10 protein-coding genes and 2 rRNA genes are annotated in these 21,512 nt (G+C 69.7%); 6 read left to right on the top strand and 6 right to left on the bottom strand.

Annotated features, from left to right (window positions below; all coding sequences use genetic code 11):
- Window positions 1-9 precede the first annotated feature (9 nt).
- The 3 genes from trmB to FGW37_RS14855 all read right to left on the bottom strand — a co-directional run bounded on the left by trmB (window position 10) and on the right by FGW37_RS14855 (window position 3,923).
- Window positions 10-885 carry a tRNA (guanosine(46)-N7)-methyltransferase TrmB gene (gene trmB, locus FGW37_RS14865; protein ID WP_179081489.1) on the bottom strand — a complete coding sequence of 292 codons (876 nt, stop codon included), beginning with the start codon at window positions 883-885 and terminating at the stop codon, window positions 10-12.
- A 57-nt stretch (window positions 886-942) separates the two neighbouring features.
- Window positions 943-2,157 (bottom strand): L-2-hydroxyglutarate oxidase, encoded by a 1,215-nt coding sequence (gene lhgO, locus FGW37_RS14860; protein ID WP_179084706.1) that lies wholly within the window; start codon window positions 2,155-2,157, stop codon window positions 943-945.
- A 317-nt stretch (window positions 2,158-2,474) separates the two neighbouring features.
- Window positions 2,475-3,923 (bottom strand): NsdA family TPR-like regulatory protein, encoded by a 1,449-nt coding sequence (locus tag FGW37_RS14855; protein ID WP_179081488.1) that lies wholly within the window; start codon window positions 3,921-3,923, stop codon window positions 2,475-2,477.
- A 777-nt stretch (window positions 3,924-4,700) separates the two neighbouring features.
- Here FGW37_RS14855 and FGW37_RS14850 point away from each other — a divergent pair.
- Window positions 4,701-6,902 (top strand): asparagine synthase-related protein, encoded by a 2,202-nt coding sequence (locus FGW37_RS14850; RefSeq protein ID WP_179081487.1) that lies wholly within the window; start codon window positions 4,701-4,703, stop codon window positions 6,900-6,902.
- Between the two features lie 67 nt (window positions 6,903-6,969).
- On the opposite strand, the gene FGW37_RS14845 is transcribed toward FGW37_RS14850, so the two are convergent.
- Together FGW37_RS14845 and FGW37_RS14840 are read right to left on the bottom strand one after the other, a co-directional pair.
- Window positions 6,970-9,066 carry a sigma-70 family RNA polymerase sigma factor gene (locus FGW37_RS14845; RefSeq protein WP_179081486.1) on the bottom strand — a complete coding sequence of 699 codons (2,097 nt, stop codon included), beginning with the start codon at window positions 9,064-9,066 and terminating at the stop codon, window positions 6,970-6,972.
- A gap of 265 nt (window positions 9,067-9,331) precedes the next feature.
- Complete coding sequence (locus tag FGW37_RS14840; RefSeq protein ID WP_179081485.1) at window positions 9,332-10,066, bottom strand: TetR/AcrR family transcriptional regulator; 735 nt, start codon at window positions 10,064-10,066, stop codon at window positions 9,332-9,334.
- A 354-nt stretch (window positions 10,067-10,420) separates the two neighbouring features.
- Between FGW37_RS14840 and FGW37_RS14835 the strand changes: the two genes are divergently transcribed.
- The gene (locus tag FGW37_RS14835) at window positions 10,421-11,770 is read left to right on the top strand and encodes an NAD(P)/FAD-dependent oxidoreductase (RefSeq protein ID WP_179081484.1); all 1,350 of its coding nucleotides are present in this window, start codon (window positions 10,421-10,423) and stop codon (window positions 11,768-11,770) included.
- Between the two features lie 266 nt (window positions 11,771-12,036).
- Window positions 12,037-13,848, top strand: a complete 1,812-nt coding sequence (locus tag FGW37_RS14830; RefSeq protein ID WP_179081483.1) for an ATP-binding SpoIIE family protein phosphatase — start codon at window positions 12,037-12,039, stop codon at window positions 13,846-13,848.
- 91 nt (window positions 13,849-13,939) lie between these two features.
- Here the strand turns inward: FGW37_RS14830 and FGW37_RS14825 are convergent, their stop codons facing one another.
- Entirely contained in the window at window positions 13,940-15,244 is a 1,305-nt protein-coding gene (locus FGW37_RS14825; RefSeq protein WP_179081482.1) for an MFS transporter, read from the bottom strand.
- A 130-nt stretch (window positions 15,245-15,374) separates the two neighbouring features.
- Here FGW37_RS14825 and FGW37_RS14820 point away from each other — a divergent pair, with 130 nt between their 5' ends.
- From FGW37_RS14820 to FGW37_RS14810, 3 genes are all read left to right on the top strand, one after another.
- A complete protein-coding gene (locus FGW37_RS14820; RefSeq protein WP_179081481.1) occupies window positions 15,375-15,929 on the top strand; it encodes a MarR family winged helix-turn-helix transcriptional regulator in 555 nt (184 codons plus the stop codon).
- A gap of 614 nt (window positions 15,930-16,543) precedes the next feature.
- A 16S ribosomal RNA gene (locus FGW37_RS14815) occupies window positions 16,544-18,067 on the top strand.
- A 277-nt stretch (window positions 18,068-18,344) separates the two neighbouring features.
- Window positions 18,345-21,467, top strand: a 23S ribosomal RNA gene (locus tag FGW37_RS14810).
- Together the 16S and 23S rRNA genes form the textbook arrangement of a ribosomal RNA operon.
- The last annotated feature ends 45 nt before the right edge of the window (window positions 21,468-21,512 follow it).

Here is a 21,512-nt window from a genome sequence, read left to right as displayed (position 1 = left end):
GTCAGTGCCTCAGTGCGCCTTGCGGCGGAACAGCAGGTCGTGGACCACGTGCCCCTTGTCCAGGCCCTGGCCCTCGAAGCGCGTCAGCGGACGGAACTCCGGGCGCGGCGCGAAGCCGCCGTCGGCCTGGGTGTTCTCGAAGTCCGGTGCCGCGGAGAGCACCTCCAGCATCTGCTCCGCATACGGCTCCCAGTCCGTCGCACAGTGCAGGAGGGCGCCCGGGGCCAGGCGCGTGGCCGCCAGCGCCAGGAACTCCGGCTGGATCAGCCGGCGCTTGTGGTGCCGCTTCTTGGGCCACGGGTCCGGGAAGTACACGCGCAGGCCGGCGAGCGAGTCCGGAGCGAGCATCTCGCGCAGCAGGATGATCGCGTCGCCGTTGGCGACACGGACGTTGGTCAGGCCGTTCCGCTCGGCGAGACCGAGCAGATTGCCCTGCCCGGGGGTGTGCACGTCGCAGGCGAGGATGCCGGTGCCGGGGTCGGCCGCCGCCATCTCGGCCGTGGCCTCGCCCATGCCGAAGCCGATCTCCAGCACGACGGGCAGCTCGGGGTCGCCGAAGAGCTCACCGAGATCCAGCTTGCTCAGGCCGTCGATGTCCAGACCCCACTTGGGCCACAGGCGGCGCAGGGCCTCGCCCTGGCCGGTCGTGACCCGGCTGCGGCGCGGCTGGAACGAGCGGATGCGCCGCTCGTGGTGCGAGCCCGCCGGGTCCGGCGCCGGACCGTCGGGGAACATCGGCTCGCGACGGCCGCGCGCGGGCTGCGCAGCGGCCGCAGAAGCGACGGCTGCTTCGACGGCTGCTGCAGCGGCTGCTTCGGCGGCCGGAGCACCGGCCTGCTCGTCGGCGGTCACGGGGGCTGAGGGGGAAGCGTGGTTCTCGGACACAGTTCTTCAATTCTACGGGCGTGTCGAAACTGGCCAGGGGATCACGATTTCTGCAGGTCAGGCCGCTTCCATTGCCCGCAGCGCCCTCCTGGCCACCTCCCGCCCGATCGGCAGCGCCGCCGTCGCAGCCGGGGACGGTGCGTTCAGCACGTGCACCACCCGCGGCGACTCCGCGAACAGGAAGTCGTCCACGAGCGTGCCGTCCCGCAGCACCGCCTGCGCCCGGACGCCCGACGGGGCCGGTATCAGATCCTCCGCCGTCACCTCCGGCAGCAGCCGGCGGGCCGCCTCCGTGAAGGCGCGCTTGGACAGCGAACGACGGACCTCACCCGCCCCGTACCGCCAGTGGCGGCGGGCGAGCTGCCAGGAGCCGGGCCAGGCCGCCGTCCCGGCGAGCTCGCCGGGACGCAGCGTCAGGCGGCCGTACCCCTCACGGGCGAGGGCCGGGACCGCATTCGGCCCCAGGTGCACCGTGCCGTCGATGCCGCGCGTGAGATGGACGCCCAGGAACGGGAAGGCCGGGTCCGGCACCGGATAGACCAGGCCGCGCACCAGATCCGTACGCCCCGGGGCCAGCTCGAAGTACTCCCCGCGGAACGGGACGATCCGCACGCCGGGATCATCGCCCGCCAGCCGCGCCACGCGGTCGCTGTGCAGCCCCGCGCAATTGACCAGCGCGCGAGCGCGCAGCACCTCGCCCAGCCCCGTGCGCACCGCGACCGCCGCACCACGCCGCCCGATCACCCGCACCTGCGCCCCGTACCGCACGGAGGCCCCCGCGTCCTCCGCCAGACGGGCCAGGCAGCGCGCCACCGCGCCGTAGTCGCACACGCCCGTCGAACCGACGTGGATGGCCCCCGTGCCGCGCACATGCGGCTCGTACTCGGCTATCTGGGCGGGGCCGAGCTCGCGCACCGGCACGCCGTTCTCCCGGCCGCGCTGGACCAGGGCGTGCAGACGGGGCAGCTCCGCGTGGTCCGCGGCCACGATCAGCTTGCCGGTGATCTCATGCGGCAGGCCGTGCTCGGCGCAGAACTTCACCATCTCCGCCGCGCCCCGCACCGCGAACCGCGCCTTGAACGAACCCGGGCGGTAGTAGATCCCGCTGTGGATCACTCCGCTGTTGCGCCCGGTCTGGTGGAGCGCGGGACCCGGCTCCTTCTCCAGCACCACGACGCGCGTACCCGGCCGGGCGCGCGTGATCGCATAGGCCGTCGACAAGCCCACGATGCCGCCGCCGACCACCAGCACATCGCAGTCGTACGCCCTCACCACGTCACCTCCCCGCGCCTGCCGGCACACCCGCGACCGGGCAACCGGTTCCCCTCGGCGCCTCACCCACGCCCCCCATCATGACCTGCGCCACTGACAACCGGTCGAAACCCAGGTCAGGCAGGGGAGCCCAAGGAAGTGATCACACGCTCACGGTTCAGGCGCGCTCATGCCGGCAGTCGCGCTCATGCCGGCAGTACGGATCCCGCCGCCGGCACCGCTCACGCCAGCGCCGCCGGCACCGCTCACGCCAGCGACACCGGCACCGCTCACGCCAGCGACACCGGCACCGCTCACGCCAGCGACACCGGCACCGCTCACGCCAGCGACACCAGCAGCGGCCGCGCCCGCTCCCGCAGCTCCATCACCCGCGGCTCGTCCCCGTACGGCTCCAGCCGGTGCAGCAGATCGCGGACGTACTCCGTCGTGCGCGCCGAGGAGATCCGGCCCGCCACCTCCACGGCCCGCGTGCCGGCCGCGCAGGCGGCGTCCAGGTTCCCGGACTCCAGCTCGGCGACCGCGGACACCACGAGCCGCAGCCCGTGCGAGCGGACGAACTCCTCCGTCGGCCGGGCCAACGCCTGCTCGGTGAAGCGCTGCACCTGCCGCGGCATGCGCAGGTCGCGATAGCACTCGGCGGCATCCGCCGCGAACCGCTCGTGGCTGTAGAAGTCCAGCCACGACGGGTCCGGATCGCCCGTGCGCGCCCGCTCCAGCCACCCCTCGGCGGCCTTCAGTGCCGCACCGCACGCCGGTGCGTCCCCGGCCTTCGCCTGGGCCCGCGCCTCCACCAGGCGGAAGAAGCTCATGGTGCGGGCGGTGGCCAGGCCGCGGTTGCGCTCGAGGGCGGCCTGCGCCAGGTCGACACCCTCGTCGGCGAAGCCGCGGTAGGTGGCCTGCAGGCTCATCGAGGCCAGCACGTAGCCACCCAGTGGCACGTCGGCGGCCGCACGGGCGAGCCGCAGGGCCTGGATGTAATAGCGCTGCGCGGCCTCCTGCTGGCCGGTGTCGAAGGCCATCCACCCGGCCAGCCGCGTCAGCTCCGCGGTGGCGCCGAACAGCGAACGGCCCACCTCGTCGCTGTACGAACCGAGCAGCAGGGGAGCTGCGTCGACCCGCAGGCACTCGGGGACCATCGACGAACGCCAGTCGCCCCCGCCGTACTTGGAGTCCCAGCGGCGCGCGTCCTCCGCGGCCTCCCGCAGCTTGCTGACGTCACTGTGGCCCACGCGCTGCGGTATGGCCCCGTCCGGGCCGCCCGTGCCCTCGGTCTCCCCGGCCGCCGTGTGGGCCTCGCGCGCCACCGAGCTGTCGGCAGGGGTTATCAGCCACCTGGAGGCGGGCGTGGCATAGGCGCTGACGGAGAAGGATCCGGCCAGGCTCTGCCAGATGCCGCCGCCCCCTCGCCGACCGGCGAGATCCAGCCTGTACAGCTCCGTCGCGGACCGCACGGCCTGGCCGACATCGCGCGGAAAGGAGAGCCCCACCTCCGGGGCGGGGTCCGCATCCGCGAGGCCGATCTCGTGCAGCGGGACCGGCCGTCCGAGCTTGCCGGCGATGGCCGCCGCGATCAGATGGGGCGCCGCTCCCTGGGGCACCATGCCCTTGGAGACCCAGCGCGCGACGGACGTCTTGTCATAGCGAAGCGTCAATCCGCGCTGCGCACCGAGGTCGTTGACCCTGCGCGCGAGACCGGCGTTGCTGATCCCGGCGAGGGCGAGGACGGTGCCGAGCTTCTCGTTCGGCCCGCGTGGCTCCCTGGACATGCGCACCCCTCGACGACGCGACGCCCGCCCCGGCATAGGCGCGGGGCATTCGTAAACCCAGCGTAGTTCCCCGCATCCCGACCGTTAAGAGGTGGTGTCCCGGATGGCGAGATTCTGGTCCGTGCGGACGTGCACCGAGGGGCGCGTGCTCCGGTTGTGTGTGGCTGTGCGCCCGCCGTGCGCTCTGTCCGCGCCATCCGGGGAGCGCTTCCATGGGAGTCGCGTGGGTTGGCCCGCTGCCTGGATCCAGTGGGCTGGGGGAAGCCGCCGCCTCATTCCCCGCGGGCGGCGGACCGGTCCGGGAGGCGGCTGACCGCCTCCCGGGCCGTGACGTGCGGGTCGAAGCACTGGACGAGTGCGCCCCCGTGCAGCCGCTGTCCCGAGTTTGGCCGGATCCTGCCCTCGGGTAGCCGCCCGGCAGTCGTCCGGTAGCCGCCCGGCAGTCGTCCTGTAGCGCCTGACGGCCGCCCTGTAGCGCCTGAAGGCCGCCCCGTAGCGGCCACTTGGCGCGTCGCACGCGCGCGTGGACGTCGCCCGCCTCCGTGCGTGACAGCATGGCGGTTGCGTGCACACGACCGTCCGGCGTGCCACTTCGCCCCGCAATCACGCAAGTTGGGGTGAAAGGCGCGACCAATGGGTTGCCTCTTTCGTGGTGGTCTCGTTGTGGCAACCGGCGACTTCCTGTGCATGATGACTGCGGATGGCAGCACTTGATGGCCGTCCAGCTGGTGCTCGGTCGGTTGTCCACGTCGGTTGTCCACAGCCTGTGGAGGCGGAATGCGCTGGGTGGTGGGGTGGAGCAGCACCACCGAGGGGACCGGGCGGCAACGTTCCCCGTCGCACGACAACTACGGCGGCAGCAGCGTCGGTTACGCCCGGAGCGGCCCCGGTCACGAAGAAGGCCGCGACGGCTTCGAAGGCCCCACCGTCCACCCCGTCGGCGCCCAGCTCCTGTGGGGCGACCCGGCCCCCCTGTGGGCCGTGGGCGACTGGCGCCCCGACGAGGTCCGCGTCGTCCAGCTGGACCCCCTCACCCGCCTCGCCGTCCTCGGCCGCTGCGGCGCCGGAGACGAGCAGCTGCGCGTCGGGCTCGTCGCCGCCCGCGGAGGCGCCCTGCGGCACCTCACGGCCTGGCCCGGCAGCTACACCGCCGTCGCCCAGGTGGGCCGCCGCACCACGGTCGTCGGCGACCTGGCGGGCGCCCGCCCCGTCTTCCACACGGCCTGGGCCGGCGGCACCGCCTACGCCACCGCCGCCCTGCCCCTCGCCGACCTCATCGAAGCCCAGCTCGACATCGGCCACCTCGCCGCCCTCCTCGCCTGCCCGGACTCCCCGGAGGCCCTCGGCGACGGCACGCCCTACAAGGGCGTACGGCGCGTGCCGCCCGGGCACGCCCTCGTGCTGCGCGACGGCACGCGCGACATCATCGGCTACGAACCGACGGCGTCGCTGGCCGTCTCCGCCCCCCAGCTCCAGCCCGAGAAGGCCGTCGAAGGCATAAGAAGCGCGCTCGTCGAGGCCGTACGGACCCGGCTCGCCGCCCCCCGGCACGCCCCCGACCACGGCCTCGGCGGCCTCGACCCCGGCCCCGTGCCCGGCATGGGCCCCGCCCACCGCCGCGCCGCCCGCGGCGGCCCCGCCCCCGGCATCGGCGCCGACCTCTCCGGCGGCAGCGCCTCCGCCACCCTGGCGCTGCTCGCCGCAGGCCTGCCCGGGATGCCCGGCACGCCCCTGGGCCACGGCACCGGCGGCGGCGAACGGCTGCTCGCCGTCACCTTCAACGACCTCGTCACCGACGACAACCGCGTCCGCGAGGCCGAGCTCGAACGGGCCCACGCCATCGCGGCCAACCCCCGGCTGCGGCACATCGTCGTCGCCGCGGGCGAGGAGGCCCTGCCCTACGCGGACCTGGCCGGCGGCCCCCTGACCGACGAACCGGGCCCCGCACTCGTCACCGCCGAGCGCCACCGGCACCGGCTGGCCGTGGGCGGCGCGGACCACCTCGTCGGGCACGGCGCCCGCCAAGTGCTCGACGCCCACCCGGCGCGCCTGGCCGACCTCCTGATGGACCGCCGCCGGCGCCACCTGCTGCGGCCCGTCTCCGCGCTCGCCCGCGCCGACAAGGCCTCCGCGCAGGCCCTCTTCATCCCCTTCACCGTCTACCGGGCGGCCCGCCGGCTGGCCCGTACGTCCTACCGGGAGGGCCTGGAGGCGGCCGCCGGGCAGCTACGGGCCACGGCCTTCCCCGTCGTCGACGACACGCCGGGCCCGGCCCTCCCCGCCGGGGTGGGCGGGGCCGTCGACGCCTCCCTCGCCGCGCTCACCTGGTGCCGGCCCGGCCCGGCCGCCCGCTGGCTCACGGGTGAAGCCCTGGCCGAGGTATCGGTCCGGCTGCAGGCCGCGGCCGTCCGGCCCCAAGGGCTCGCACAGCGCCCCGGCGAACGCCGCGCGGCCGCCGCCCTGGCCCGCCACGCCGCCGACCACCGCGTCTTCGAACAGGCCGCCGAGGTCCGCAGCCAGCGCCTCCACGCACCCTTCCTCGACAACCAGGTCGTACGGGCCTGCCGCGCCCTCCCCGAGGCGCTCCGGGTCCAGCCGGGGGCGCGCGCCTCGGTGCTGCGCGCCGTCCTCGCCGGGGCAGGCGTCCGCGAACTCCCGCCCGGCTGGGGCGCCACCTCGCACGCGGCCCACGCCGCCGCCGTACGGGCGGGGCTACGGGCCTCCGCCGGCCCCCTGCTGGAGCTCTTCGACGCGCCGCTCCTCGCCGACGCCGGGCTCGTCGAAGCCCGGGTCGTCAGAGCGGCCCTGCACGGGGCCGCGAACGGCCGTGCGCTGCCCCTGGACGGCCTCGCGGAGCTCGTCTCCACCGAGGTGTGGCTACGACGGCTGCTGGCCCGCCGCGGCACGTGCTGGACGGGCTCGGCGGCACCGCGCCAGCGGGCGGTGGCGGGCGGAGTGGCACGGGGGCCGGGGCTGTGAGGGGGGGCTGCGCCGTCTCGACCCGCTTCCCCCACCCGCTACCCCGTGACCCGCTACCCGTTACGCGCTACCCGCAGGAGATCCGCGACTGCGCCCAGTCCGACACCGCCACCCACCCCATTCCCTGCCGGGGATGCACCACCAGCCGGACGCTGCGGTACCCGGACAGCGGCACGTGCACCGGCACCGCCGCCTCCCCGCCCTGCAGCACGCCGGACCGCCACAGGGGCACCCCGTCGCCGTAGACGGAGAACCGCGCGGCTCCCAGCCCCATGGACATGTCGTCGACGCCCACGAGGGCGTCGAAGGCCGTGCAGGGCCGGTTGAGGTCGACGGTCACGGCCGAGGGCGCGTGCACGCTCACGCCGTGCCCGTACGCGACCCCGCCGACCCGCTGGCCGTACCGCTGCCACAGCCAGCTGCGCACGCCCAGCCGGACCTCGGGCCCGGTGCCGTCGCCCATGCCCGCGTAGACGAGCTGGTTCAGCTGGTAGACGCGGGGCGGTAGGGGAGGGGGCGAAGGCGTGGGAGAGGGGGAGGGCGACGGGGACGGCGAGGGCGACGGCCTGCGGACCGGGGGCGCGGAAGGCGGCGGCGAGGGCTTGGGGCGCGGCTTCGGCGCAGCGACGTGAACGGGAGGAACGGGCGCGGGGGTGACGCGGACGACCTGTGGTGATGCAGGTGCCTTCGCCCTGGGCGTCGGTTTCGGCTTCGCCGAGGGCGTCGGCGAAGGAGTGGGGGAGTGACGCGGTGACGGCGTCGGCTCCGGCGTTACGCCGGGCGCAGGCGTCAGCGGGGCGGCGCTGGCCTCGGCCTGCGGCGCCCGGTCCGGCGCGGGGGAGTGCCCCATCAGGGCGTACGCCACGGCGGCACCCGCCGCGGCCACCACGCCACCGACGACGGCCAGCTTCGCGGGCGCCCCCAGCCCCTTACTCGCAGCGGCCCCACCGGAGCCCCCACCGGAACCACTGCCGGACGCGCCACCGGAAGCCCCGCCCGCCCCGGCGCCGGCACTGGAGCCGGCCCCGGCCCCGGATCCCGCACTCGCCCCGGCCCCCGAGCTCGCTCCCGAGCCGGCACCGGCACCGGCCCCCGCCGAACCTCCGCTCGCAGCGGCCACCCCCGCCCCCGCGGCCGTCCCCGCCCCGGCCGCACCGGTCGCGAGGCCCGCGGCAGCCTTGGCGGAGAACCCGGCGGCGAACCAGCCGATGACCGCCACCGGCAGCAGCGCCCGCAGCCGCTCATTGACGTCGGCGACCTCCATGGCCGCCGTACGGCACCGGGCGCAGCCCTCCAGGTGCTTGCGCAGCCCCCGCTCGGCCCGCATCCGCAGCCCGCCCCGGGCGTACGCCCCGAGCCGGTCCGCAAAGCGCGCGCAGTCGCCGCCGGCCGTCAGCGAGGTGCTCACATGCGCCTGCAGGTACGCCTGCTTCAGGCCCTCGCGCGCCCGGTGCGCCAGCACCGCCGTCGCATTGGCCGTCAGCCCCAGCAGCGGCGCGACCTCGCTCGGCGACTCCTCCTCGACCGTGGTGTGCCACAGCACCGTCTGCCACCGCGGCGGCAGACTCCGGAACGCCTGCACGGCGAGCGAGTGCTCGGCCTCCTGCATGGCCAGGACGTCCGCGCCCGGCCCGAGCCCCTCCCCGTCCTCCGTGGCAGGCAGCCGCGCGGCCGACGAGGCGAACGCGGCGAAGTCCTCGACCAGCTGCTCGCGCTTGGTGCTCTTCCCCCAGGTGGCCGCGACCCGCCGCACCGTGGTCATCAGATAGGCACGCACCGACGACTCGGGCCCGGCCCCGCCCCGCACGGCCTGCAGGGTGCTCGCGAAGACCTCGTTGGTGAGGTCGTCCGCGGTGTGGTTGTCGCGGCAACAGGTGCGCGCATAGCGGCGCACCGCCGGGGCGTGGCGGCGGTAGAGCTCCTCGTAGGCATCGCTCTCGCCGGCCCGCATCCGGGCCACCAGCTGGGTGTCGGTCAGGGGCGCATCGGCGGCGGCGTCCGTCCGGCGGTGCTTGCGCCTGCGCTGCCGCGGCACGCTCGGACCGGCGCCCCTGACCGGCTCCCCGGCCGGTGCGGAACCGCCTCCCTCATCGGAGGGCCGGGGCAAGGACGGTCTGTCCGCCTTCTCGCTCCCGCTCGGATCTTCCTGCCCGTCAACACCCATAGCGCAGGCCCCTGTACATGCCGGCACACCCGAACACCGGGACAGCGTGGCACAGTGGCGCCCGTCACCAGCTCGGCATGGGCATCAACCACCCGTCCGGGGTGACTTCGGCTGCATGACGCACTGGTTGTCACCCGAACGGGGAAGGAACGCCTGATGGGCTCGTGAGGCGCTTGATGCGCTGCGGATGCGCCCGGCCCGCATGGAGAGCCGGCCGGGCGCGCCCGTCACACAGAAGGCCTACGCGGCGGACGAGAACCCGGACCTACTCGGCGGGCCGGGACCGCAGCCCCTCCAGCAGGATGTCCAGCAGCCGCGAGGACGCCGCCGCCTGCTGCACCGCATCCGGCAGCGACGGCGCGGCCGTCGCTATCACCAGCAGCACATCGGCCACGGTCACGTCCGGACGCAGCTGACCCGCCGCCCGCGCCCGCTCCACGAGCCGGCCGACGACCTCGAGCAGCGCCGCCGCACCCGCGTCGTGCCGCTCCGCGGAGGCGGCCGTCCGCTGCTCGACCAGCCGCAGCTCGTGCAGCTGGCCACCGGTGGCGCCCGGCTGCCGCTGCTGCGGCACCCGCGCCTCGATCTCCTCGGATTCCCCGTCGACGCCGACCCGCAGCACCTGCGGCGGCAGCAGCCGCCCCGCACCCGAGGCCACCGACGTGCGCAGGAAGCGCGACAGAGCCGACCACGGCTCGTCCTCCTGGCCCAGCGCGGTGCGGGCCTGCTCGGTCAGCCGGGCGGTCTCCTCCTCGGCTATCCGCCGGACGAGGACGTCCTTGCTGGGGAAGCGGCGGTAGACCGTCCCCACGCCGACGCGGGCGCGGCGCGCCACGTCCTCCATCGGCGCCCCGTAGCCCAGCTCGCCGAAGACCTCGCGGGCCGCACGCAGAACGTGCTCGAGATTGCGCTGGGCGTCCACGCGCAGAGGCGTGCTGCGGCCACCGCCCGCTTCCGACGGCGCGACAGCGGTGGACCAATGAGAGCCCTGAATATGCATATGTGTTCCCCCGGTTATGACGTCTCCCCCCGGAGACTCCCCGCCCTGACTGCCGGGGCACGTCTCTGACACCCCGACGGAGTACGAACATAGTTGAGCCCAGGTCAAGAAAGAAGGGGTAGTTCCGCACCGGGCACCCCCGATTGGAGTACATGCCCCCTCCACAATGATTCTGCACCACCGCGCAACCCGACCGCAGCCACCCTGACCTGCGCACCTGTCTCTCGAACCGGTGCGCCCCCATGGAGGGATCAGCTCCGCCGCCCGGTCATACATTTCGCACGGCCTGTGGACAAACTCCTGCCGGGGGTGCGTCATGGGGAGGGAGCTGTGCTCGAGGACTGAGGAGTGGCCTTGGCGAAGGAACCGGCGCGCATTCTGGTGGTCGGCGGCGGCTACGTCGGGATGTACACCGCCCTGCGGCTGCAGCGGAAGCTCAAGCGCGGCGAGGCGACCGTCATCGTGGTCGATCCCGAGCCGTACATGACGTACCAGCCCTTCCTCCCCGAGGCCGCGGCCGGCTCCATCTCCCCCCGCCACGTCGTCGTCCCGCTGCGCCGCACCCTCGACAAGTGCCAGGTCGTCATCGGCGAGGTGAAGTCCGTCGACCACGCCAAGCGCACCGCCGCCGTCACCACCCTCGCCTCCCGCGAGGAGGGCACCGGCGCCGTGCAGATCCGCTACGACGAGCTGATCCTCGCGCCGGGCTCCGTCTCCCGCACGCTGCCCGTCCCCGGCCTCGCCGACTACGGCATCGGCTTCAAGACCGTCGAGGAGGCCATCGGCCTGCGCAACCACGTCCTCGAACAGATGGACATCGCCTCCTCCACCCGCGACCCCGCCGTCCGCGACGCGGCCCTCACCTTCGTCTTCGTCGGCGGCGGCTACGCGGGCGTGGAAGCCCTCGCCGAACTGGAGGACATGGCCCGCTACGCCGCGCGGTACTACCACAACCTCGAACCCGACGACCTGAAGTTCGTCCTGGTCGAGGCCACGGGGCGCATCCTCCCCGAGGTCGGCGAGGAGATGGGCGCCTACGCGCTGCGCGAGCTGCGCGGCCGCAACATCGACGTCCGCCTCGACACCCGCCTGGACTCCTGCGCGGACCGCATCGCCGTCCTCAGCGACGGCTCCCGCTTCCCCACTCGAACGCTCGTCTGGACCGCGGGAGTCAAGGCCCACCCGATCCTCGCGGCCACCGACCTCCCCCTCAACGGCCGCGGCCGCCTCAAGTGCACCCCCGCCCTCGCCGTGGACGGCGTCGAACACGCCTGGGGCGCCGGCGACGCGGCGGCCGTCCCCGACCTCACCGCGGACGACCCCGCCACCACCGTCTGCGCCCCCAACGCCCAGCACGCCGTCCGCCAGGCCAAGGTCCTCGCCCACAACGTCCTCGCCTCACTGCGCGGCGAACCGCTCAAGGACTACCGGCACGAGTACGTCGGCTCCGTGGCCTCCCTGGGCCTCCACAAGGGCGTCGCCCACGTCTACGGCAGGAAACTCAAGGGCTACCCCGCCTGGTTCATGCACCGCGCCTACCACCTCAGCCGGATCCCCACCTTCAACCGCAAGGCCCGCGTCCTCGCCGAGTGGACCCTCACCGGGCTCTTCAAACGCGAGATCGTCTCCCTCGGCTCGCTCGAAAACCCCCGGGCCGAATTCGAACTCGCCGCAGACACCGGACGTCACCCGGAAGCGAGTTGAAGCAGGTCATGGGCCCTGTGGCGGAGCCGGGAACTCCCCCGAAGAGGCCGACGTCTGACGGATGTCAGTCCGGTCGGCCACACTGGTCGTGTGACCATGGGTGGGCTCGTACCTGCGAAGAGTAACAATTACGAGGATTCGGACGTTTGCTGCATTCCCCCGGGGGCAGTCCCCCGCACCGACGATCGCGGCCCCGCGCCGGGCACGCGGATCGGCCACACCCCGTCGCCGAGCTGGTCCGGAACGACTCCGCGAGGTAATCCTCAGTGAACTTCACCCGCTGGAGCGCCCGGCTCCCCGGCACACAGCGCCGAGCCGCGGCGCGCGCCGACCGCAAGGACCGCACCGCCGCCCCCGCACAGCCCGCGCCCGCGGCAGGCGGCTCCGTGCCCGCCGCCCGGGCCGAGGCCGCCCCGGCCCCCGCCCCCGCACCGGACGGCCCCGTCCCCACCCTCGACGGGCTCTCCGTCCACGACACGCTCGGCAAGGTCCCGGCCCTCGTCGCCGTCGTCTACGGCCCCGAGCACCGCATCGCCTACGTCAACGACGCCTACGCCGCCCTCTTCGGCGCCCGCAGCCCCGGAGCCCCCGCCCGCGAAGCCCTCCCCGAGCTCACCGAGCTCGGCCTGCTCCCCCTCATGGACCAGGTCCTGCGCAGCGGCAGGCCCCGCACGGTCAAGTCCCGCCGCATCACGGCCGACGTCAACGCCGCGATGAACCTCGCCGCCGCCCCGGGCACCACCCCCGCCGCGAGCGACACCACCCCCGCGGCCGACGTCCCCCACCAGAGCGCCGCCACCGACCCCGACACCCGCCCCCGCAGCGGCTACTACACCTTCACCTGCTCCCCGATCGCAGTCGGCGCCACCGAAGCCAAGCAGCCCGGCGTCCTCGTCTTCGCCGCGGACGTCACCGACCAGATCGAAGCCGCCGAACGGCTGCGCGCCAGCGAGCGCCGCCAGCGCGAGGCCGCCGTCACCCTCCAGCGCAGCCTCCTCCCGCAAGAGCTCGAACAGCCAGACGACCTGCGCGTCGCCGCCACCTACCAGCCCGGCGGCAAGGACACCGCCGTGGGCGGCGACTGGTACGACGTCATCACCCTCGGCGCCGGCCGCACCGCCCTCGTCATCGGCGACGTCATGGGCCGCGGAGTGCGCGCCGCCGCCGTCATGGGCCAGCTCCGCACCGCCGTACGCGCCTACGCCCGCCTCGACCTGCCGCCCCACGAGGTCCTCCAGCTCCTCGACGGCCTCGCCAGCGAAATCGACGCCACACAGATCGCCACCTGCATCTACGCCGTCCACGACCCCAACGAGGGCCGCCTGGTCTATGCCTCCGCAGGCCACCTCCCGATCCTCGTCCGCGACCCCGACGGCACCGTCCGCCGCGCCGCCGAACCCACCGGCCCGCCCCTCGGCACCGGCGGCTGGATGCACACCTCCGGCACCATCCCGCTCGGCCCCGGGTCCAGCGCCGTCCTCTACACCGACGGCCTCGTCGAGCGCCGCACCGAAGACATCGACGAGGGCGTCGCCGCCCTGGAGCGCGCCTTCGCCGGCGCCACCGGCTCGCCCCAGGTCATGTGCGACCGCCTGATCCGCGCCCTCGGCGTGACCGCAGACCACGACGACGACGTCGCCGTCCTCGTCCTCCAGCACCCCGCCCGCACCGGCCACGACGCGGAGCTCTTCCACAACGCCGCCCTGGAGCTCCTCGGCGGCATCGAAGCAGCACCCCGGGCCCGCGCCTTCGCCTCCGGCGTCCTCGTCAGCTGGCGCTTCCCGACCGAGCTGCGCGACCTGGGCGTCCTGGCCGCCAGCGAGCTCGTCGCCAATTCCCTCCAGCACGGCACACCCCCCATGCGCCTGCGTCTGCGCCGCACCGACCGCCGGCTGATCATCGAGGTCACCGACGGCGACGACCACCTCCCGCGGCGCCGCCGCGCCGAGCCCGCCGACGAGGCGGGACGCGGCATCTCGATCATCGCCACGATCGCCTCCTCCTGGGGATCACGGCGCACACCGGGCGGCGGCAAGGCCGTGTGGTGCGAGTTCGCCTTGCCGGCGGGGCACGGGTGACGCGGGAGACGAAAGAGAGGGAGGGCGCCACAGGCGCCCTCCCTCTCCTCTCACTCCTCTTATATGCACCTCTTATACAGAGGCGCGTGTCTCAGGCGTGGACCGCCGTACGCTCCTCCGCCGCCTCGGCGCGGTGCTGCGCGTTCGCCGGCTGCGCCTTCGCCAGCAGCGGGTTGTCCTGCGCCGGGGTGAGCCGGCGGCCCAGCCGCAGCGCCAGGGCGGTGATCCCCAGGGAGCACGCGATCACCATGACGATGTACGCCACGTACAGACCGCCGCCGGCCATCAGACCGCCCACGAACGGGCCGATCGCCAGCGCGAGCTGCTTCACGAGCGCGAACGCCGAGTTGTACTGGCCGACCAGCCGCGCCGGCGCCAGGTCCGCCACCAGCGGGGCGACCGTCGGCGACAACATCGACTCACCGATGCCGAAGAGGGCGTACGTGGAGATCAGCAGCGCGGTCGCCACACCGTGCGCCCCCGGAATAAGACCCGAGACCCCCGCGGCCACCCACGCAACCGTCCAGATGAGACCCACGAGCGCGATGACCCGGCTGCGCCGGTGCCCCTCGACCAGCTTCAGCACGACGAACTGCGCCAGCACGATGGCCGCGGTGTTCGCAGCGAGCGCGATGCCCAGCGTCGCCGGCGAGATCCGGGTGACCTCGACCGCGAAGGCCGCGAGCCCCGACTCGAACTGTCCGTAGCAGGCGAAGAACATCACGAAGCCCAGAACGCACAGCTGCACCATGGCCCGGTCCCCGAGCAGCGTCCGCCAGCCGCCCTTGGCGCCCTCGTCCGTCGGGACCGCGTCCTCGACCTTGGGAGCCTTCGGCAGCCGCACCGTCGCCACGGCGGCACCCAGCACCAGGAACATCACCGACTCGATCGCGAAGAGCCGCACGAAGCTCGACGGGTCCGAGGTGTCCACGATCTGCCCGCCGAGCAGACCACCGACGCCGAGGCCCAGGTTGTTCAGGAAGAACTGCGTGGCGAAGGCGCGCGACCGGGTCGTCGGCGTCGAGCACCAGACGATCATGGTGGCCAGCGTCGGCTGGATCACCGCGATACCCGCACCCAGCGCGGCGGCCGCGGCGAAGACCAGCGGCCCGTCGGCCGCCAGCCCGAGCCCCATCGACCCGGCGGCGGCGGAGACCGTACCGGCGACGGCAACAGGCAGCGGACCCCGCCGGTCGATCACGCGACCGACGAAGGGCAGCACGACGAGCGCGGACACGGCGAACGTCATGAGCACCATGCCTGCGGTGCCCGCTCCGAGATCCCGTACCTGAGACACATAGATGAACAGGAACGGGACGGTGAAGCCGTTGCCGAACGCACTCAGGGCGTTCCCCAGCTGGATCCGGCGCAGAGCTGCGCCCATCGCGGTGGTCACACTCACCTTCCTAGGTCGAGGTTGAGGGGCGGTACTGTCGAGGTCTGAAGACTTCAACAGTAAAGTTCGAAGCTAAAGAGTACATGGCGAAGGGCTTTAGCGCGAATCACTTCGTGTCATACTGCCGGGCATGGCTGACACCCCCGGCCCCGGCGCCTCCGAGCCGAGCCTCGACGAACAGATCGCCGCCTATCAGCGCGAGTTCCAGGACCTCGACCCCCAGGTCGAGAAGGTCGTCTCGGCACTCAGCCGCCTCAACCGGCGGATGAACGTCGCCTACGGACGGCAGACCGCCGAGCTCGGCATCAGCAACGCCGAGTGGGAGGTCCTCAAGGCCCTCGTACTGGCCGGCGACCCCTACCGCCTGGGCCCCGGCGACCTCGCCAAGCGGCTCGGCCTCACCCCCGCCGCCATGACCCACCGCATCGACCGCATGGTCGCGGAGGGCCTGGTGACCCGGGAGCGCGACGAGAACAACCGCGTCCGCGTCATCGTCGGCATCACGGAGGAAGGCCGCAGCAAGTGGCTGGAGGCCATGCGGATGGCCTCGGTCTTCGAGGAGGAACTCCTTCAGGACCTCTCCGGCGAGGAGCGTGGCCGACTGGGCGAGATGCTGACCCGGCTGCTGCGCAGGGTGGAGGACGCCCAGCCGGACGCCGGCGGGCGGCTCAGCGACCTCGACTGAGGGGGCGGTCGAGGACTGCCTCCGGAGCCGTCCGAGGGCGTTTGACACGCCCCTGGCGCATGAGTAGTGTTCTCCGAGTTGTCACGGAGCCATGACGGTTCTGAGACAGCCACTCGAGCCGCACCGGCGGCAATCACCACTGCACGGCCCCTGAACGGGATGGATTTCGGCCTGCCGAAATTCGGACTGTGAAGGCCTCGGACTCCGATTAGGAGTCACCGGGGAAATCCGCTAAAGTAGTGATCACGCCGGAAGGCGCGAAACACACCCCGCTCCAACAGGGGGCCGGAAACGGAATTCGGACCGGAAACGGGCCGGAAAACGGATCTGGTAAGGTTGGAAACAACGAAGGGAAGCGCCCGGAGGAAAGCCCGAGAGGGTGAGTACAAAGGAAGCGTCCGTTCCTTGAGAACTCAACAGCGTGCCAAAAGTCAACGCCAGACTATAAAATACCCCGTCCTCGGTCAGTTTTGACCGGGACGCGGTTCCTTTGAAAGTCCTGCCGGTCCTTCGGGATTGCGCAGGCAACACAGCGAGGACGCTGTGAACGACCGGGATTATTCCTCCTGGTCGTTCCGCTCAACGCGAGTGTCACACCCGATTACGGGTAAACATTCACGGAGAGTTTGATCCTGGCTCAGGACGAACGCTGGCGGCGTGCTTAACACATGCAAGTCGAACGATGAAGCCCTTCGGGGTGGATTAGTGGCGAACGGGTGAGTAACACGTGGGCAATCTGCCCTGCACTCTGGGACAAGCCCTGGAAACGGGGTCTAATACCGGATACGACCTGCCGAGGCATCTCGGCGGGTGGAAAGCTCCGGCGGTGCAGGATGAGCCCGCGGCCTATCAGCTTGTTGGTGGGGTAATGGCCTACCAAGGCGACGACGGGTAGCCGGCCTGAGAGGGCGACCGGCCACACTGGGACTGAGACACGGCCCAGACTCCTACGGGAGGCAGCAGTGGGGAATATTGCACAATGGGCGAAAGCCTGATGCAGCGACGCCGCGTGAGGGATGACGGCCTTCGGGTTGTAAACCTCTTTCAGCAGGGAAGAAGCGAAAGTGACGGTACCTGCAGAAGAAGCGCCGGCTAACTACGTGCCAGCAGCCGCGGTAATACGTAGGGCGCAAGCGTTGTCCGGAATTATTGGGCGTAAAGAGCTCGTAGGCGGCTTGTCACGTCGGATGTGAAAGCCCGGGGCTTAACTCCGGGTCTGCATTCGATACGGGCAGGCTAGAGTTCGGTAGGGGAGATCGGAATTCCTGGTGTAGCGGTGAAATGCGCAGATATCAGGAGGAACACCGGTGGCGAAGGCGGATCTCTGGGCCGATACTGACGCTGAGGAGCGAAAGCGTGGGGAGCGAACAGGATTAGATACCCTGGTAGTCCACGCCGTAAACGTTGGGAACTAGGTGTGGGCGACATTCCACGTCGTCCGTGCCGCAGCTAACGCATTAAGTTCCCCGCCTGGGGAGTACGGCCGCAAGGCTAAAACTCAAAGGAATTGACGGGGGCCCGCACAAGCAGCGGAGCATGTGGCTTAATTCGACGCAACGCGAAGAACCTTACCAAGGCTTGACATACACCGGAAACACCTAGAGATAGGTGCCCCCTTGTGGTCGGTGTACAGGTGGTGCATGGCTGTCGTCAGCTCGTGTCGTGAGATGTTGGGTTAAGTCCCGCAACGAGCGCAACCCTTGTCCTGTGTTGCCAGCATGCCCTTCGGGGTGATGGGGACTCACAGGAGACTGCCGGGGTCAACTCGGAGGAAGGTGGGGACGACGTCAAGTCATCATGCCCCTTATGTCTTGGGCTGCACACGTGCTACAATGGCCGGTACAATGAGCTGCGATACCGCGAGGTGGAGCGAATCTCAAAAAGCCGGTCTCAGTTCGGATTGGGGTCTGCAACTCGACCCCATGAAGTTGGAGTTGCTAGTAATCGCAGATCAGCATTGCTGCGGTGAATACGTTCCCGGGCCTTGTACACACCGCCCGTCACGTCACGAAAGTCGGTAACACCCGAAGCCGGTGGCCCAACCCTTGTGGAGGGAGCCGTCGAAGGTGGGACTGGCGATTGGGACGAAGTCGTAACAAGGTAGCCGTACCGGAAGGTGCGGCTGGATCACCTCCTTTCTAAGGAGCATATGGCCGACTGCGAGCGAATGACTCGCACGGTTGCTCATGGGTGGAACGTTGACTATTCGGCATGATCCGGTGGGATCGCTAGTACTGCTTCGGCGTGGAACGTGAATTCTCATCTGGTCGGGCCGGGCACGCTGTTGGGTATCTGAGGGTACGAGCGTGAGCTCGTCCTTCGCGATGCCGGCCCCAGTGCACTCTGACCGTTTGGTTGGGGGTGATGGGTGGCTGGTCGTTGCTTGAGAACTGCACAGTGGACGCGAGCATCTGTGGCCAAGTTTTTAAGGGCGCACGGTGGATGCCTTGGCACCAGGAACCGATGAAGGACGTGGGAGGCCACGATAGGCCCCGGGGAGCTGTCAACCAAGCTTTGATCCGGGGGTGTCCGAATGGGGAAACCCGGCAGTCGTCATGGGCTGTCACCCGCTGCTGAACACATAGGCAGTGTGGAGGGAACGCGGGGAAGTGAAACATCTCAGTACCCGCAGGAAGAGAAAACAACCGTGATTCCGGGAGTAGTGGCGAGCGAAACCGGATGAGGCCAAACCGTATGCGTGTGATACCCGGCAGGGGTTGCGTATACGGGGTTGTGGGATCTCTTTTTCATAGTCTGCCGGCTGTGAGACGAGTCAGAAACCGTTGGTGTAGGCGAAGGACATGCGAAAGGTCCGGCGTAGAGGGTAAGACCCCCGTAGCTGAAACATCAACGGCTCGTTTAAGAGACACCCAAGTAGCACGGGGCCCGAGAAATCCCGTGTGAATCTGGCGGGACCACCCGTTAAGCCTAAATATTCCCTGGTGACCGATAGCGGATAGTACCGTGAGGGAATGGTGAAAAGTACCGCGGGAGCGGAGTGAAATAGTACCTGAAACCGTGTGCCTACAAGCCGTGGGAGCGTCGCGCATCGAGCTTGCTCGGTGCGTCGTGACTGCGTGCCTTTTGAAGAATGAGCCTGCGAGTTTGCGGTGTGTTGCGAGGTTAACCCGTGTGGGGAAGCCGTAGCGAAAGCGAGTCCGAATAGGGCGATTGAGTAGCGCGCCCAAGACCCGAAGCGGAGTGATCTAGCCATGGGCAGGTTGAAGCGGAGGTAAGACTTCGTGGAGGACCGAACCCACCAGGGTTGAAAACCTGGGGGATGACCTGTGGTTAGGGGTGAAAGGCCAATCAAACTCCGTGATAGCTGGTTCTCCCCGAAATGCATTTAGGTGCAGCGTCGTGTGTTTCTTGCCGGAGGTAGAGCACTGGATAGGCGATGGGCCCTACCGGGTTACTGACCTTAGCCAAACTCCGAATGCCGGTAAGTGAGAGCGCGGCAGTGAGACTGTGGGGGATAAGCTCCATGGTCGAGAGGGAAACAGCCCAGAGCATCGACTAAGGCCCCTAAGCGTACGCTAAGTGGGAAAGGATGTGGAGTCGCAGAGACAACCAGGAGGTTGGCTTAGAAGCAGCCACCCTTGAAAGAGTGCGTAATAGCTCACTGGTCAAGTGATTCCGCGCCGACAATGTAGCGGGGCTCAAGCGTACCGCCGAAGTCGTGTCATTCCAGCATGAGGGCCAACGCCCGCTGGGATGGGTAGGGGAGCGTCGTGTGCCGGGTGAAGCAGCCGCGGAAGCGAGTTGTGGACGGTTCACGAGTGAGAATGCAGGCATGAGTAGCGATACACACGTGGGAAACGTGTGCGCCGATTGACTAAGGGTTCCTGGGTCAAGCTGATCTGCCCAGGGTAAGTCGGGACCTAAGGCGAGGCCGACAGGCGTAGTCGATGGACAACCGGTTGATATTCCGGTACCCGCTTTGAAACGCCCAATATCGAATCCATTAATGCTAAGGCCGTGAAGCCGTCCTGGACCCTTCGGGGAAAGGGGAGTGGTGGAGCCGCTGACCCAAGGTGGTAGTAGGTAAGCGATGGGGTGACGCAGGAAGGTAGTCCAGCCCGGGCGGTGGTTGTCCCGGGGTAAGGGTGTAGGCCGTGTGGTAGGCAAATCCGTCACACGTTAAGGCTGAGACCTGATGCCGAGCCGATTGTGGTGAAGTGGATGATCCTATGCTGTCGAGAAAAGCCTCTAGCGAGTTTCATGGCGGCCCGTACCCTAAACCGACTCAGGTGGTCAGGTAGAGAATACCGAGGCGTTCGGGTGAACTATGGTTAAGGAACTCGGCAAAATGCCCCCGTAACTTCGGGAGAAGGGGGGCCATTTCCGGTGATGGAATTTACTTCCTGAGCTGGGGGTGGCCGCAGAGACCAGCGAGAAGCGACTGTTTACTAAAAACACAGGTCCGTGCGAAGCCGTAAGGCGATGTATACGGACTGACGCCTGCCCGGTGCTGGAACGTTAAGGGGACCGGTTAGCTCCATTTCGGTGGGGCGAAGCTGAGAACTTAAGCGCCAGTAAACGGCGGTGGTAACTATAACCATCCTAAGGTAGCGAAATTCCTTGTCGGGTAAGTTCCGACCTGCACGAATGGCGTAACGACTTCTCGACTGTCTCAACCATAGGCCCGGTGAAATTGCACTACGAGTAAAGATGCTCGTTTCGCGCAGCAGGACGGAAAGACCCCGGGACCTTTACTATAGCTTGATATTGGTGTTCGGTTCGGCTTGTGTAGGATAGGTGGGAGACTGTGAAGCCGTGGCGCCAGCCATGGTGGAGTCGTCGTTGAAATACCACTCTGGTCGTGCTGGATGTCTAACCTCGGTCCGTGATCCGGATCAGGGACAGTGTCTGGTGGGTAGTTTAACTGGGGCGGTTGCCTCCTAAAGAGTAACGGAGGCGCCCAAAGGTTCCCTCAGCCTGGTTGGCAATCAGGTGTTGAGTGTAAGTGCACAAGGGAGCTTGACTGTGAGACCGACGGGTCGAGCAGGGACGAAAGTCGGGACTAGTGATCCGGCGGTGGCTTGTGGAAGCGCCGTCGCTCAACGGATAAAAGGTACCCCGGGGATAACAGGCTGATCTTCCCCAAGAGTCCATATCGACGGGATGGTTTGGCACCTCGATGTCGGCTCGTCGCATCCTGGGGCTGGAGTCGGTCCCAAGGGTTGGGCTGTTCGCCCATTAAAGCGGTACGCGAGCTGGGTTTAGAACGTCGTGAGACAGTTCGGTCCCTATCCGCTGCGCGCGTAGGAGTCTTGAGAAGGGCTGTCCCTAGTACGAGAGGACCGGGACGGACGAACCTCTGGTGTGCCAGTTGTCCTGCCAAGGGCATGGCTGGTTGGCTACGTTCGGGAGGGATAACCGCTGAAAGCATCTAAGCGGGAAGCCTGCTTCGAGATGAGGACTCCCACCCACTTGATGGGGTAAGGCTCCCAGTAGACGACTGGGTTGATAGGCCAGGTGTGGAAGACCGGTAACGGTTGGAGCTGACTGGTACTAATAGGCCGAGGGCTTGTCCTCAGTTGCTCGCGTCCACTGTGTAGGTTCTGAAGTAACGACCTGTGT

It is taken from the genome of Streptomyces rectiverticillatus, from assembly GCF_013394065.1.
GTDB classification, from domain to species: Bacteria; Actinomycetota; Actinomycetes; order Streptomycetales; family Streptomycetaceae; genus Streptomyces; species Streptomyces rectiverticillatus.
The sequence above is the reverse complement of the archived record's forward strand: the minus strand, read 5'-3'. Positions and strand labels throughout refer to the sequence as shown.

Excerpts from the sequence above, each read along its gene's own strand:
- FGW37_RS14855 (WP_179081488.1), bottom strand. The coding sequence starts at position 3,923 with ATGTCCAGGGAGCCACGCGGGCCGAACGAGAAGCTCGGCACCGTCCTC.
- FGW37_RS14850 (WP_179081487.1), top strand. The coding sequence starts at position 4,701 with ATGCGCTGGGTGGTGGGGTGGAGCAGCACCACCGAGGGGACCGGGCGG.
- FGW37_RS14845 (WP_179081486.1), bottom strand. The coding sequence starts at position 9,066 with ATGGGTGTTGACGGGCAGGAAGATCCGAGCGGGAGCGAGAAGGCGGAC.
- FGW37_RS14840 (WP_179081485.1), bottom strand. The coding sequence starts at position 10,066 with ATGCATATTCAGGGCTCTCATTGGTCCACCGCTGTCGCGCCGTCGGAA.
- FGW37_RS14820 (WP_179081481.1), top strand. The coding sequence starts at position 15,375 with ATGGCTGACACCCCCGGCCCCGGCGCCTCCGAGCCGAGCCTCGACGAA.